This window comes from Thalassotalea sp. 1_MG-2023, from assembly GCF_030546745.1.
In the GTDB taxonomy this organism is placed as follows: domain Bacteria; phylum Pseudomonadota; class Gammaproteobacteria; order Enterobacterales; family Alteromonadaceae; genus Thalassotalea_C.
In genome coordinates this window covers 1-15689 of the sequence record NZ_JAUOPD010000031.1, presented here as the reverse complement: position 1 = coordinate 15689, position 15689 = coordinate 1, and the positions used below count along the sequence as shown (strand labels likewise).

General features: G+C 38.7%; 16 protein-coding genes. 10 read left to right on the top strand and 6 right to left on the bottom strand.

What is annotated here, in order from left to right:
- Position 1: 1 nt before the first annotated feature.
- Positions 2-814, bottom strand: a complete 813-nt coding sequence (locus tag Q4489_RS16480; RefSeq protein ID WP_303482508.1) for a hypothetical protein — start codon at positions 812-814, stop codon at positions 2-4.
- A gap of 388 nt (positions 815-1202) precedes the next feature.
- Between Q4489_RS16480 and Q4489_RS16475 the strand changes: the two genes are divergently transcribed.
- From Q4489_RS16475 to Q4489_RS16440, 8 genes are all read left to right on the top strand, one after another.
- Positions 1203-3215: a TonB-dependent receptor gene (locus Q4489_RS16475; protein WP_303482506.1), complete on the top strand. Its 2013-nt coding sequence runs from the start codon at positions 1203-1205 to the stop codon at positions 3213-3215.
- A 50-nt stretch (positions 3216-3265) separates the two neighbouring features.
- On the top strand, positions 3266-4363 hold the full coding sequence (locus Q4489_RS16470) for a PepSY domain-containing protein (protein ID WP_303482504.1): 1098 nt from the start codon (positions 3266-3268) through the stop codon (positions 4361-4363).
- A complete protein-coding gene (exbB, locus tag Q4489_RS16465; RefSeq protein WP_303482502.1) occupies positions 4360-5115 on the top strand; it encodes a tonB-system energizer ExbB in 756 nt (251 codons plus the stop codon). Before Q4489_RS16470 ends, exbB begins: the two co-directional genes overlap by 4 nt.
- Positions 5105-5518 carry a biopolymer transporter ExbD gene (locus Q4489_RS16460; protein WP_303482499.1) on the top strand — a complete coding sequence of 138 codons (414 nt, stop codon included), beginning with the start codon at positions 5105-5107 and terminating at the stop codon, positions 5516-5518. Before exbB ends, Q4489_RS16460 begins: the two co-directional genes overlap by 11 nt.
- A 13-nt stretch (positions 5519-5531) precedes the next feature.
- Positions 5532-6380, top strand: a complete 849-nt coding sequence (locus Q4489_RS16455; protein ID WP_303482496.1) for an energy transducer TonB — start codon at positions 5532-5534, stop codon at positions 6378-6380.
- Between the two features lie 179 nt (positions 6381-6559).
- The gene (locus Q4489_RS16450; protein ID WP_303482493.1) at positions 6560-7006 is read left to right on the top strand and encodes a PA2169 family four-helix-bundle protein; all 447 of its coding nucleotides are present in this window, start codon (positions 6560-6562) and stop codon (positions 7004-7006) included.
- A gap of 28 nt (positions 7007-7034) precedes the next feature.
- Positions 7035-7205: a DUF1328 domain-containing protein gene (locus Q4489_RS16445; protein WP_074498759.1), complete on the top strand. Its 171-nt coding sequence runs from the start codon at positions 7035-7037 to the stop codon at positions 7203-7205.
- A gap of 65 nt (positions 7206-7270) precedes the next feature.
- A complete protein-coding gene (locus Q4489_RS16440) occupies positions 7271-7462 on the top strand; it encodes a hypothetical protein (protein WP_074498758.1) in 192 nt (63 codons plus the stop codon).
- A 147-nt stretch (positions 7463-7609) separates the two neighbouring features.
- Here Q4489_RS16440 and Q4489_RS16435 read toward each other — a convergent pair whose 3' ends face one another.
- From Q4489_RS16435 to Q4489_RS16415, 5 genes are read right to left on the bottom strand one after another with little or no spacing between them, the layout of a single operon-like run.
- Complete coding sequence (locus tag Q4489_RS16435; RefSeq protein WP_303482486.1) at positions 7610-8881, bottom strand: flavodoxin domain-containing protein; 1272 nt, start codon at positions 8879-8881, stop codon at positions 7610-7612.
- A gap of 3 nt (positions 8882-8884) precedes the next feature.
- Entirely contained in the window at positions 8885-9718 is an 834-nt protein-coding gene (locus Q4489_RS16430) for a DUF4198 domain-containing protein (protein WP_303482483.1), read from the bottom strand.
- Between the two features lie 25 nt (positions 9719-9743).
- A complete protein-coding gene (locus Q4489_RS16425) occupies positions 9744-10265 on the bottom strand; it encodes a DUF2271 domain-containing protein (RefSeq protein ID WP_303482482.1) in 522 nt (173 codons plus the stop codon).
- Between the two features lie 23 nt (positions 10266-10288).
- A complete protein-coding gene (locus Q4489_RS16420; RefSeq protein ID WP_303482481.1) occupies positions 10289-10894 on the bottom strand; it encodes a PepSY-associated TM helix domain-containing protein in 606 nt (201 codons plus the stop codon).
- Between the two features lie 50 nt (positions 10895-10944).
- Positions 10945-13284, bottom strand: a complete 2340-nt coding sequence (locus Q4489_RS16415) for a TonB-dependent receptor (protein ID WP_303482562.1) — start codon at positions 13282-13284, stop codon at positions 10945-10947.
- 276 nt (positions 13285-13560) lie between these two features.
- Between Q4489_RS16415 and Q4489_RS16410 the strand changes: the two genes are divergently transcribed.
- Positions 13561-14523 (top strand): transporter substrate-binding domain-containing protein, encoded by a 963-nt coding sequence (locus Q4489_RS16410; protein WP_303482478.1) that lies wholly within the window; start codon positions 13561-13563, stop codon positions 14521-14523.
- A 70-nt stretch (positions 14524-14593) separates the two neighbouring features.
- Positions 14594-15616, top strand: a complete 1023-nt coding sequence (locus Q4489_RS16405; protein ID WP_303482475.1) for a LacI family DNA-binding transcriptional regulator — start codon at positions 14594-14596, stop codon at positions 15614-15616.
- Positions 15617-15689 lie beyond the last annotated feature (73 nt).

Below are 15689 nucleotides of genomic sequence, written 5' to 3'. Positions count from 1 at the left end.
ATTAAAATACGTCCTTTTTATTGTTGGTATTGTTTTTAATTAAGCTACTTGCGCGGTTAATTTTGTTGGTCATGGATGTAACAATTTGACGAACATCTTCAACGCTTGCATGAGATTTTATTGCCTTAGGTAGGGTAACATTGAAATCTTTTTCTAGATCTTCCACTAAATTGGCGTCTAACGCAATAAGTTCTCCTTCAACACCTTCAAATAAATTCAAATAGGTTTCTGCGACCATTTTTACAGAGGTATCGATTAGTTTTTCGGCGTACTTTGCTACGACTCTATTTAAGCGTGTATTTATTGTATCTAGAGCTTCAATTGAGTTTGTGGGCGCTCCTTCTCGTGTTTGAATCTGAGCTAAAAGGCCTTTGTCTTGTAGCGTAGCAGCCATTTTTACTGCACCTAAACCTTGCCATAATGCTTGGGTTAATTTTGTTTGTTCGTTTCTTACATCGTTTATTGGTAAGCCTTTATCTATGCTCTCTTTAACGGCAAAAAGCCCTTGCCAAATAGAGGCATAAACTAAAACATAATTTGTTTCGATAGCTGCATGAAATTTAATCGCTTCCCAATGTTCAACAACTGCATCAGCGTGTGCCGCTTTTGCACCATCTTTATGATAACGGCTTACGATCCCGTCTACTTTTTCAATTAACCAATGCACTTCTTTTTCATAAGCGGGTAAGTGTTTTGATAAATGATTAACATGGTCGCCTACCGGCCCATTTGCTTGTGCAGATATCGTGAATAAAGCGCTACATACCACTAAAGATTTAAGTAGATGTACGCATTTTTTGCTTAATACATTCATGGAGTCATGATTCCTTTTATAGAGAGCTTGCGGTAGTTAAATTATTAATTGTAAATGATACTTATTCTTAATTAGTTAGTAAAGTAAACCTTTTCAGTTGTACTTCTTTTCAAGGTATAAAGCTTTTCGCTGAGCCGGTATCGGCGTTAATTAAAGCGAACACTATTAGGTTAGTTAATGTAAACGTGTTGCATTTTTAAAATTTAATCTCGTTTTATTTATTAATCCTTATAGAACAATTGGTTGGTGTCTATATTTTTAAGTTCAGCATGACAAGGTGTTTTTATTCTTGTTGATTTTAAGTGAATTAAGTATGCAATTAATGTTAATGGTATGTATAATCATTCTCATTTAGAGTTGTATTAACATTTATATAGAGAGGTTTTTTGTGTTAACTCGCGTTCATCCCCGCCAAGCTCATGGTGTAAAACTGAGTAAACTAAGTATAGCCATAGCGTTAGTGTCAGCATTTTCGAGCTATTCTTATGCTGCTGAAGATCAGAGCAACACCAGGAATATTAAATCAAGTGAACAGGTTATGCTTGATGAAATCGACGTAAGCGCCAGCAGCGTTCATCAAGCACAATCGTTGCGTAAGCAAGCTGTAGAAGCATCTTCTGTTAGCCGCTCAAGTGTTCAAGTTTCAGGAGGTGAACTTAATTACCAAAATGCGGTTAAAACGTTAAATAGTTTACAGCATAGTGTAAGTGGCATGCTGACATCGCCCGGTTCATCTGGTCACTTTGGTGGTGGCACTAAAATTAGAACATTTGGTGATTTTGGAGCCGCAACGTCGATTGATGGTTTACCCACTTTTCGTTTAACTGAAACCGAAGGGGGGGGTTATAGTCAAACTTTAATTCCAAATGGTGCCATTGAAAGTGTAACTGTTCATAAGGGCAGTCAAGGAGTGATGTACGGTGACGGTACTGATGGTGGTACGATTGTTACTCAAATAAAGTCAGGTAGACATTATAAAGATCATGTTGCAATAAGCGCTGATTACAGCACAGCAGATGAAAAACAGGTACAGCTAGAACTCGCCAATGGCACTAAGCAAGGAGATTATTACATCACTGGTCGTTGGTTAGATGGTGATTATCAAGGCACACCTCAAAATATGGAACAGCAAACGGTAAAAGGTGGTGTTGCAAAGTTTGGTTGGAATTTTAGTGAAAAAACGAGGCTTGAAGCATTATTCATCAGTAATAACTCTAAACCGTTAATTTATCGAGCAGGGGCATTAAATGAGATTAAATCTCGTGCGATGGTAAGTTCAATGGTGTTAGATCATATGGTTGATAAAGAATTGTCCTTACAAGCGGGACTCGTCGTATCAACGTCAGATATGATCTGGGAAGCGCGTAACCGAGATCGCGGGACTGACAATAAAATACTATTTACGAATGCTTTTTTTAGTAAATCTCTAGATAAAAATTGGGGTTATATCGGCAGTGTCGGTGCCGAAATTTCAAAAATAGATAGCTACCGTGATAAACAGTGGCATAACCAGTTTAATGATAAGTCGATTAAAAACAGCAATACTTTTACCTACAAAAAAGATTTAGCCATTACAGTTGGGTTACGAAACACGTGGTTTGACAATGAAATAGAACTCAACAATGACGTGCAAGCCGATAACCTAGTGACAGACTCTGTATTATCGTACGAATTGAGTAGTAGTTACTTGTTTACCTCTGGTGTAAAACTGCGAGGTTCAATTGCGAGTGGTTTCAATCGCTATTATGCTAAATATGGCAACTTTGGTACAGATGCGTTAAATCCTGATGGAGCAGGAGATGAAGTTGTTGAAGCGTTAACGTATGAAGTTGGTGCAAACTACCAATGGGATACAGGCTCTGTTGATATTGCGTTATATGAAACCGAGCAAGATGGTGTTCCTCGTCGTAATGGCGGCGCCATTGAAAGCATGATAGTGAAGCAGCAGGGGGTTGAACTAGACTGGTTACACATGCTGACAGATAATTTATCAGTAACGGCAAACTTCACTCATATTATTGATCTTGATGCGATCCGTGAAGATGGAACACATGTAAATGGCAATATATTCTGGGGTAATCAAGTAACTCCTGTTCCTACAAATCAGTTTGGCATGAAAGTTAATTATGCCATAAACCCTACGGTATCATTGTGGGGGAAAACATTTATAAACAGTGGGTTTGATAGCACACAAGCAGATGGCAATGTGATTGAGCGTGAAAGCTATCATCTCTTTGATTTAGGTGCCTCTTGGCAATTCAATGCTAAAACATTATTAACCGCTCGCATTGAAAACATTACTGACGAACATAACTATGGCACTGTGATCAAAGGTAATGACATTCCAGAAGAAACGAATATTGGTCGAGCGTTATGGCTTGGTCTTAAATACACATTTTAATCTGAGTTGAGTATGCGTGTGAAGGTGTATTCACACGCATTTATTTTCAAATGAATATTATTTTTTCTTCTTTAAAGCAGCGTCAATGTTGGCGAAAAGTGCATTTGTATTTGGCACTTTTGGCCAGTGCGCCGCTGTTACTCATCGCCATTACAGGTATTGTATTGGCTTTTGATATGTATATACGTGCGTTGGTTAACCCTCAAACAGTGGCAAACCCTCTACAACTCCCAGTGTTACCTATGGAAAATATCGTTGCCACAGCACAAAATCAATTTCCAGAATTAACCCTCCACATGATTGTTGCGCCTAAATCGAGTTGGCATGCATATTTAATATATGCTTCTAAACAAGTAGGAAAAAAGCGTCCTTTTTATCGTTTATATATCAATCCGTATGATGCAAATATTACTGCGATACAAAATAAACCAACATTACCGTTAACGTTTATTAAACGAATTCATCGCAATTTATTACTCGATCAAACAGGTCGATATATTGTCGCGACGAGCAGCATTATTTTAATGTTGCTTAGCTTGGTAGGCATTTATTTATGGTGGCCGATGCGTAGGCGAACAATATCGAGAGCGATAAAGAAAAAGCAGCGAATTAGCATACATAACCTTGTGGGAATAGCCGCATTACCCATGCTATTGATGTTAGCTTTTACCGGAATAACCGTCACATTTAAAAGTGTGGTTATGCCGTTTGTTTTTATTATTACTCAGTCTGCGCCATTACCTGCGAAACCTACATCGTTAGATAAAGTGAAAACACCAGTATTAGCGAGCCAGGTATTAACACAAGCCAGAGCAGAATACCCTAATATGAAGGTCACGAGTTTAGGGCTACCTAAACCTAATACTGCCAAACCATATTCAGTTCGGTTACGCCATAAAAATGACGTGCATCCTATGGGCTGGTTGACGGTGTTTTATGATGTCAATACAGGTGAAAAACTCGCACACCATAACACTGCAGAGCAATCTATTGCTGCTCAGTACAACCAACTTTGGTATCCATTACATACGGGGGAGGTACTCGGTTTCATCGGTGCAATACTCTGGTCTATCGTCTGTATTTTACTTATTTATTTAATCTATTCTGGAATTTTATTGTGGAACAAACGTCGTACAAAAATTGCTTGAAACTTTTTTTAGCAAGCTTGTTTTTAATCACTTTTAATGCCAATGCTTCGAATGCAGTGCCGCATGACTTGTCGCCTATGGGCATGTTTTTAATGGCTGATTGGGTTGTAAAATCAGTGATTATTTTACTGTTATTCGCTTCGATAATCAGTTGGACAATAGCGAGTGTTAAATATAGAGAGGTGAGTAACCTAAAAACACAACTCAGTAAGAGTTTGTATCAGTTTACTCAAGTGAAGCGTTTGAATGAATTAAAAGCGTTAAATTCGCTATGTGCGGTAAGTAAGCAAATGATTGAAGCGCCATTTTATGAGTTGACTTTATCTCCTGAAAACATGCCAAACCAAGGTATCAAGGAGCGTATTCAAATGGCATTAATCGATATTGAAAAGCAACAAAAAAAACGAATGAACAGTCAATTAGGTTTCTTAGCTACGGTTGGCTCTACCGCGCCGTTTATTGGCTTGTTTGGTACGGTTTGGGGGATCATGAATAGCTTTATTGGTATCAGTGAAAGTAATACAACCGATCTTGCTGTTGTTGCCCCCGGTATTGCAGAGGCATTGTTTGCGACAGCTTTAGGGTTAGTGGCAGCGATACCAGCAGTGATGCTTTATAACTTGTTTAGCCGAAAAGTAGCACATGTTGCTGGTCAGCTAAATGATATGTCGGTGTATATCAATCGCCTAGTATCGCGAGAATTAGATTTAAAATTATTAACAAAATATCATGAGTACGATCATGCAATTTAATCAATCTGATGATGAACTTGTGGAGAATCACGATATCAACGTGACTCCTTTTATTGATGTAATGCTGGTATTACTGATTATTTTCATGGTGGTTGCACCATTAGCAACAGTGAGCGTGCCTATCGAATTACCTGCCAGTAACGTTGAAAATGATAGTGCCGTTTCAGAAGCAGTGATTGTGACAATTGATAGTCAAGGCGATTATTTCATTGATCAAGAGCCTGTTGCACTAACAAAACTTCCCAGTGTTATTACGACATTAGTGGCGAAGCAAGAACAGCCTTTAGTCTATATTCAGGCTGATAAACACATTGATTATCAGCAATTAATGCAACTGATGAATGTAATAAGATCTCAGGGCATTTCTAATATCGGTTTAGTTGCTGTGCCGGAAACTGAATAACGTGAGCCGATCAATGTTTCTAAGAAAAAAGTTAAGTTCAGCACTTCAATGGGTTTTTCTGCATAAAAGCTGGCTTATTGCTTTTAGTGTAGTGATGTTACTTCATACCGTTGCAATTGCTTCAATGATGATATTTGAAGAGCAAGAGATTAAACCTATTGCCGCACCACCTTCCGCGATTGTTGTGTCGTTTATACCTCCCAGCCAAACAGTGACACCTAATGAATTGAAAGTGCCTAAAAAGGTGGTTGAACAGCAGGTTGATAAACCACAGCCTGAGTTGATAACTGCGATTGAAGCAGACAACGGACAACATATTGTAAAAGAAACGCCTCAAACAGATAATATTAATGAGACAAAGAAAACCATTAATAAAGAACAAAATAAACCACATGAAGAGACCAGCGAAGAACCAACTGAAAACGTTGTGAAAGCAACAGAAACTAACATTTTCGAAGCAGAGCCAGTTGATGACGTAGACGTGCAAAATGCGAATAGCGCTAATATGCAAGTGTCTTTAAAGTCTGACATTCAGCCAAACAATAATGCTGTCGCAAAAAATAAAGATGAGTTAGCCATGGCGCAATGGCAGCATAAAGTACAGGCGCACCTAGAGCGCTTAAAAAGGTACCCGTTAATTGCATTAAAGCAAAAACGACAAGGCGTTGTGACTGTTCATTTTAAAATTAATCGTCAGGGGGATATCTTAGATGCATCATTGGCTGAACCGAGTGGTGTTCACTTACTTGATCGTGCCACGTTAACTTTGATAGCTCAAGCTGGCCCTCTGCCTAAACCTCCTGCACATCTTTCAAAAAAACCGTTATCGGTAGTCGTGCCTATTCGATATCAAATTCGATAAAGCATTGTTTTTTGATAAACAGTAAAAGTTACAATAGCCATGTAAATATTGCTGGCATTAGATAAGTGAATTATTTTAATGCTTTGTTTTTATTGTGTTTTGTTGTTGGCATGTCTTGTGCATTTTTAATGTTGAATTAAGTAAAATTACTTTTAAACAACCAAAGTTAAGGAGTATTTATGTCATTATCAAATTACGATATGAGCCCTGTTAAGGAATTAATTAAGGTACTTAATGGTGGTGTTGAATTTTATAAAGAAGCTAAAGAAGAGTTATCTGATAACACGCTAGCGACTATTTTTAATAAAATGATCACTGAAAAAACAAGAGCTATTTCAGAATTACAAACGTATGTGCTTATTGATGAAGGTGAAATTGAAGATGATTCAGATTTAATTGTCACTATGCGCGAAAAGTATACTAAACTTCTTACTGTTGTTCGTGCCGATAAAGAACACACATATCTTGATCAGTTAGAAGAAGTGGAAGATAGAGTGCTTGATAAGTTATCAGACGCAATGGAAGCATCTTTACCAGAGCCGTGTAATATCGCATTAAGTCAAATTCAAATACGTATGCAAGCCTGTCACGATGAAATGAAAGCCTTGCAACAAGCATCAGCGTAATACCGTGTAAACTTACAAGGAGATTACTATGTTAGGTTGGTCACTCACATTTCTTGTTTTGGCAATTATCGCCGCGTTGTTAGGTTTTGGTGGTATTGCAGGTGCGGCAGCAGGAATCGCTAAGATATTATTTTTTATCTTTCTCGCGCTTGTTGTGTTGTCGTTTATTGTACAAATAATTCGTAAACCAAAGGTTTAACTAATCGCCACCGTAAAGCGGTGGCGTAAACTGATTTTTAATTGTTATGGCAAAGGAGCTATTAAATGGAAAACATCTCTACTTATATTAAAATTACATTATTAACATTAGTGATGGCGCTAGCAGGTTGTTCAGATGGCCCAGCAGAAGATGCTGGTGAAACTGTAGATGAAGCAATGACCGATGCTGAGAATAAAGCAGAAGATCTTTGTGAAGAAGCGAAAGATAAATTAGATACTGAAGATAAAGACTGTTAATTTTTCGCTAAAAAGCTGACTCATCACTGATGGTTGCTTATTACTGAAGAAAAACAAAGATCAAATGGGTTATCAATAACAAAATAATGTTATTGATAACCCATTTTTTTTATGTGAGGTTTTATAACCTTGACATAAAAAAACAATCTAATATAAATCTCGATGATAGCGCCCAGAAGCTGTGAGCGATTCAAGTGCGGATTGCCCCAATATTTGAGTTAATGCATGGTGTACAGCTTTTCCCATGCCAGCCAAATTACCACAAACATAGATATCTCCATGTTGTTTGAGAAATGCTTTTATTGCTTGGGGTTGTTCTAATAAAACATCTTGTACATATTTTTCAGCGCCGTTTTGGCGTGAAAATACCCGGTCAACACGGCTCAGTACTTTTTGCTGTTGCCAATGTGCAATATCAGTTGCTAAATGATGATCACATTCAGGGTCACGTTCGCCGTAAATTAGCCAAATAGGGCCTGCATTCGCTGTGAGTGATCGTTGTTCTATATGACCGAGTAATCCTGCTAAACCACTGCCAGCGCCAATAAGTAATAGTGGGGTGTTAGTTTCGGTTAATTGGCAACTTGGGTTAGCTCTTACCTTTACGGTAAGTGAGGCTCCTTCACGACAGGTTTGGGTAAGAAAACGTGATGCTAAGCCTTGGTTGCCATCTGGAGTAATATGCAGGCGTACCAATAACGTTAATTGATCATTGTGAAGATCACTAGCCGCACTGGCGATTGAATAACTTCGAGGGGCACCATATTTACCTTTTTCTGGCGGTAATACTTCTAAAATATCGCCTGGTTTCCACGTTAAATTCTTTGCATCTAAATGCAATTGATATAAGCCAGGGTGTTCACTGTCAGGATTTAAATGTGTTCGTTTTATTAGCTTTGCTGTTGTAAAACCGAGTAGTTTATCCGCTGTTTTTTTTGCGTTGGCGTCAATGAATCTAATATCGGATAGCGGCTGAGCACCAATATGGGTGAGCTGCTGATAGACTTGTTTACCGAATGCGCAAAAAGCAGGGTAGCGGCTATCCCCTAATGCAGTAACAGTAAATTTTAACGATTGGATAATATCTTGATTAATTGAATTCAACGATTGAATAAAACCATGACCATTGTCTGGTGCTTCACCTTCGCCATAGGTACTAACAAAAAAATGCATTTCTGTTGCAAGGCTATAATGTTGTGGGGTTAGCTTATTTAACGGGATCAATAAGGCATTATTATAGGAATTTGTATGTGTTTGGGCGGCGGCCCTTGCATGGCCAGTTTGACTGGCATAGGCGAATACGGGTTGATTGTTGGCAATCGCTAACCGAGGACGATGACGAAACCAACTGATACCAACCCATAGGCACCAAGCAATACCTAGTGCCATTGAAACGACTATGCGTAGTTCTTCACTCATCGCTTACAGAGGTAATACTTCAAAGGTTGCTGAATAACTACCAGTACGTTTTGTTGCTGGCGCTTCTGCTTTATCATCTTCATACGATGCTTCTAAAAAGTACATGCCGGCGTGTGGCCAAGTTACGCTAAATTCACCTTGTGCGTTTGTTTCTACGTTGATGGTTTCAGGCGCATTTCTGTAACGCATTGAACCACGAGTTATTTCAATTTTAGTTTTTGCTGCTGGTTCACCGTCAATATAAAACTTGAACGTTGCTTTTTCTGTCGCGAATAAATCATTTGGATGAGTAACAGGTACAAGTTCTAACCCTTTATTACTTGGCGCTAAAATTTCATCGCTAGGTTGGCCTAAGGTGACAAAAGTTTCTGATCTGTATGAACTGTACGTTACTTTTAGATCGTTTGCTTGTTTAGGCACTGCGGTTTCAAATGTTTCACCTTTAGCGGGGCCGCCTCTTCCTGGCCATCTTTTGCGTTTACCTTCGGCATCTTTCCAAGAAGCGCGTAAACCAGAAGATGCTGAACCAACGCGATAAGTACCGCTTTGAGTTAGGTTTAAATCAAATGTATTGCGGTATTTTCCCTTTCCCACATTTTCAAATGCTAGTTCTTTACCATCAGGGCTGGTCGCTGAAAGGTAACTCATGCGAAAGGCAACATGTTCAGGGATAAATAGCGTATTCGATACTGCAGCATCAAAAGTGACGTAGTTTTGCTCACCGGATAGCACGGTTTTGCTTGGTTTTATCCACGCTCTATGAGCATGAGCGGGTATAGAAATGGTAATCATCGTTAGCGTGACTACAGCTAACTTTATTATATTTGTTGATAACATGTGCTTTTCTCCTTGCAACAAAGGTTTATTCTTTGATGGTTAATGAAATTTGGTCTAATTCTCGCTTACCCGTGACAGTAATAGGTAAGTCTTTTGATTTGATTGGCAATGTAATAGGTATTTGAAGCAATTCTCTACCACCCACCTCTCTTGAGGCTTCCACTCTTATTTTGTAATCTCCAGAGCGTTGATTTTTAAGTAAAGAGGCTAGATCAATGGTAATTTTATGACTTCCCGGCCCTTTAGTTGCACCCGTAATGCCATCAATAGGCATTTCAAGTTTTCGTCCACCTCTGCGCCACCATTGACGTAAATCAGCTAGCCATTCTTCACCTTTGCCATTTTCCATTTCAACATCGTACCAAACGGCTATTTGTGTTGTATTACGTTTTTGATCTTCCAACCAAACAGCAATATAAGGTTTATGATATTCAGCCACTTGTAATCGAGGGATAGTGACCTCTAGTTGTAACAATGACTGAGCATGTACACTGGTAGTGAAGATTACACTGGCAATTGCCAGTAATTTACACATGATTTTAAACACGGTTTTCTCCTTGGTAATCATGGTTAATGAACAAAAAGTAATAACAAAATAGTGGGAATAATTGCCCCTAATACAGTGACAGGCCAAGTCATCCAACGGTGGTTTTTTTGTCGGTAAAGTAGCAGTAAACCAGTAAAGCAAAACACGACACATGCAACAGAAAAAGCATCTATAAACCAACCCCACGCGATTCCTGTGTCACGACCTTTATGTAAGTCATTAAAGTAGGCGATTAGGCCCCGTTCTGTACTTTCATAACTTAGCTCATTGCTATAAAAATCAACCGCTAGCCAAGTATCTTTACCCGGACCTGCATGAACGATATACAATTCATCTTCTGACCATTCTGCAACCGCCTTATTGGAAAGGTGCAAAGAGTGGGTTTGTGCTAACCAAAATGAAAGTGCTTTAGGAGGTGTACTTGTTGGATTTTCATTGGCTATCGCTCTTAATTTTTTCAGTAAATTGTCAGGTAACTTTGTCTCTAAAGTTGTTATTTGCGGAGTAACGGTAATATCAGCCGCATGGTTTAGCGTGATACCTGTGATGGCAAACCCCAACATGCCAATTAGACATAACGCTGAGCTAACCCAATGCCACTGTCTAATGGATCCAAAACTTACTTGCATTTTTACTCCGAAAATAAGGCGGCACTTTAATGATGCCGCCTTGTTGATAATTAAAAGCTAACGGTAACACTTGCCCAAAAGTTACGGGCTTTGTCTTTAACGTTATAATCATCTTCGAATACCACTTCACTGACAACCCCACGGCCAGATAAATACTCGAACTTTCCATCACCGTTTAAGTCATCATAACTTGTTGAATATGATGTAAAGTCTCTATCGAGCAAGTTATTTACACGTAAATTTACCATGACATTATCGTTAAGTGTCCAACGGGCGCCTAGGTTTAATAACGAATAGTTTTTGTAGTAAAGTTCACGATCGTGAATGGAATCAAATCCACGGTAACGATCAGAACGATATTCACTTTGTAAATAAACATTTAAATCTTCAGTGGCATCCCAACCAATGTTGATATTACCCATATGCTCGGCGGTATTGGTTAATGGTAATCCTTCTTCTGAGCCACTTTGCTGTTCACTATCTGTCCACGTATAGTTAGCATAAATAGACCAGTCTGTTGTCACTTGAAAACGGCCAGCAACTTCTACACCTTGAAGAGTTACTTTATCGATATTTATTTTTTGACTGTAAGTGGTATAACCTAATTGATCGTATTCTCCTAAGTTTACACAAGGTCGAACACCTGCAGTAGCTTCACAGCTTTGAATGGTATCACCACTAGCGATTTTATCTTCAAACTCAGTATCGAAATAGGTGATGTTGAAATTATGTTCATCTTTACTCCAATACAAAGCAATTTCACTGTTAACACTGGTTTCAGGTTCTAATTCAGGATTGCCAGCAAATGGGCTAGTTCCTTGACCGCCAAAACCGGTAATACCATCATATAAGTCAGTTGTTTTAGGTGTTTTATAACCAGTACTAACGCCACCTTTTATGGTCCAATCATCATTAATATTGTAGACCGCATAAGCACGAGGAGATGTTTGATTACCAAATACATCATGATCATCAAAACGCACACCCGCGGTTAGGGTAAAGCTATCAGTGATCATCCAGTTGTCTTCTGCAAACAATGAATACATCTTTTGTTCTTGAATTGCACCAGCATTACCTGATTCTAAGCCAAATACACCGTCTTGCAGCTCGCCGTCGATTGCTTGCAAACCTAAAACCAAATTATGATCGCCAGCAGCATTATCAATCGGAACATCAAAACGTAAATCAAAGGTATATTGGCTACTATCTAACGGACGCTCAGGACGAGGTAGGAAGGTTTCTTCTGCAAGATCACGGCGCTGATCTTCTGACATATTTTCATAATCGCCAGTACCGTCATACATTTTTTGCAATAATTGACGTTCAGCAACACTTAAAGGTAACGTACGACCATTGTTTTGTGTGTCAACATAGCCAAGTGAGGCTGATACAGCGCCAAAGCTAAATTCACCATTGTAGGCGAGTGACCACCACTGACGGTCAAATTGCTGTTCAGCGGCGTAACCAGCTCTTGGGTTAACTCTTCCTTTACTGTCTTGCCATAAAGCTTCAATACTATCTTTTGTGCCAAGTGGATAAATAATGGTATCAGTATCCACATTATAATCAGGTGTATTGTCATATTCTTGGTGTGAATTATCATAATCAAACGATAACTCATGGCCTTCGGCAGGTGTATAATTGATACTAAAACCGTAATGTTCACTGTTGTTATCAACCGTTCGACCACCACTGCCAAAACCTAAAGATCTCACATGGACATCACCGTTTGGATCAACCGCTGGAGAAAATTGCGGCGATGAAGCTTGTTGATCATAAGCACTTGCTCGAAAACCAACGCTTAATACATTTTTAATTATTGGGCCGGCAATAGAAACATCGGTGGTGATGTCATCTCCAAAATCATCGTTTGTTTGAAAGCTACGACCGAAGGTAATGGCACCGTTCCAGTCATCAGTGTGCTTTTTAGTGATTACGTTGATAACGCCACCTAGCGCATCAGCGCCATAAAGAGTCGACGCAGGACCACGTATAATTTCCACTCGTTCAATTGTTTCTAAAGGGGGAATATGATTAAACGCGTTACCACCAAAGTTATTAGGGTAAATATCACCATGGTTATTTTGGCGCTTACCGTCAATTAACAGTAGCGTATATTCACCCGTAAGACCACGCATGCTAACACTACCTTGGCCAGTTTTATCGCGCGTTGTACCGATATCAATACCTTCTTGGTACTTCACTACATCTAATAAAGAAGTAAATGAGCGAGATTTAATATCTTCAGCGGTAACGATAGAAATACTCGCAGGCGCTTGAGTTAACTTTTGTTCGAAGCCCGTTGCTGTAACAACAAGCTTTTCAATATTTTCAAGATCTGGAGAAAGGGTAACCTCTGCCATTGCAAGGTTTAACACTGTTGCCTGCATGGCGAAAGCTATTGCGGAGAGTCTTAATATTGGTTTCATGGTATCCCTGATAAAGTATCAATAAGTTTATGTGAGATTATTATTGGCCGAGATTATACAGCGCATTATAAAAAAGACAATACAAATGATATTAATTCTTATTTGTATTGAAGGTGAGGGACCACGTATTGGTTTGTCTTAGTCCATGTTGCCTTTGTAATAGGCTATCTAGACTATAAAGCCTGTTTTTTGTGCTATAGTGAGTTATCTTTGGTGCTGATAGAGGGTTAACATTTAATGAAAAACGCTTGTGTTAACATGTCTATCATCGGTACGTTTCGATTAATGGTTACCTTGATGAAACCATTAATAACTGAGAAAATTATTTTAATGCTGTGCTGTAATCAGCTGTTAGTATTGATGTTTTTATACTCTTCCAAAAGTTATGCCGAACAACCAATTGTTATTCGCTATAATGCACCCGTTGAAGAAAACGACCCACAAAAAGATTATTTTGTTTTATTACTTAAAGAAATTTGTCAGTTGTATCAAGAAAAAGGCACTGCTTGTTCTTTAGTTCCTGTTTCATTGCCGATGGTATTGCAACGACAATTAAAAAGTTTAGATAAACAGCTAATTGATGTTGTTTGGACCGTAACAAACAAGGAACGTGAAGCGAAATTTTTACCTGTTCGCATCCCGCTAATGAAAGGCCTGATTGGCTACCGAATTGCAGTGGTTAATAATAAGCATGCACCTGTTTTTCAAAAAAAATATGATTTAATGCAACTAAAAAAGCTCAGGCTAGCCCAAGGCAGAGGCTGGCCAGATGCAACCATTTTGCAAAATAATGGTTTTAATGTGGTAGAAACTGCATGGTATGAAACGTTATATAAAGATACCGCGTTAGGGTTGTTCGATTATACGCTTCGTGGTGTGTTGGAAGTGTATTCAGAATTTGAGAAATTTAATCAAAACAACATATATATCGATCAAAATTTATTATTTAAGTACCCATCAGCGATGTATTTCTTTGTCAAAAAAGACAATATAAAATTAGCTAACCAAATTCAGCGAGCTTTAGAAGGTTTAATTGAAAGTGGTCGTTTTTCAGAGTTGTTAACGCGCTTTAAGAATCATCAACAAGCACTGTCTCAAGCTAAGTTAGAACAACGTATAACGGTTGAGTTAACCAATAGTAGTTTTCCGCTTCAAACAACTAAGCAATTGAATTCAAAATTGGTAATTCAGCCAGATTAATTTTATATAATATATGTACTTAGAGCGTTAGTGGCGGTACTATTTAACGATAACTATTTTATGGGGCCTATTGATGTCTAAAGCAACGTCTTTTGATATTGCCTACCGTGCGGGTGTATCACAATCTACAGTTTCTCGTGCGCTGCGCAATAGCCCTTTAGTGAATGAAGAAACACGGCAAAAAGTGCAAGCCATTGCTCGAGAGTTAAATTACAAAGTTGATAAGCATGCCAGTAGTTTGCGAACACAACAAAGTAATACGATCGCCTTGTTATTATTTGAAGATCCTACTAACGATGACTCGTTAATTAACCCGTTTTTTTTATCCATGTTAGGCAGTATAACCCGTGCATGCGCTCAAAAAGGATATGATTTATTAGTGTCTTTTCAACAGCTGAGTGATGATTGGCATGCTGACTATGAAGACAGTAAAAAAGCTGATGGCTTAATTTTATTAGGTTACGGCGATTTTATGGACTATGAAGAAAAGTTAAACCAATTAAGTGAGCAAAATACCCATTTCGTTCGATGGGGGGCAAAAGTGGATAATGAACGGGTGTTATCTGTTGGCTGTGATAATGTTCATGGGGGGTATCAGGTTACTGAACATGTGATTAAACAAGGAAAAAAAATGTTCGCTTTTCTAGGGGATGCTTCTACACATTCTCCTGAATTTTTGAATCGTTACCATGGCTATTGTCAAGCATTAACAGATAACAAATTAACCGTTGAAAGTAAGCGTCAAATTGATGCCATATCTGTGGAAGATTCAGGGTATGACGCTGCCTGTCAGTTGATAAACAGTGGCGTTGATTTCGACGCTATTTTTGGGGCTAGCGATTTAATCGCTATTGGTGCGATGCGTGCACTGCAAGAGCATGGTTATAAAATACCTGAACAAGTCGCAGTAGTCGGCTTTGATGATATCGCCATTTCGAGCTTTACTATTCCTTCATTAACTACTGCTAAACAAGACACTAAACTTGCGGGTGAATTGTTAGTGGATAATTTAATTGCGTTAATTAATGGCGAATCGCCAGAAGATGTATTAATGCCTACCACACTCATCGTCCGTAAATCGTGCGGTAGCTAGAGCGTGTTGATCTTTGCTGTTTGAGTTTTGTTCAAGGTAAACGCCTTCTGATCGCGGCACTTGGATTCTTGCA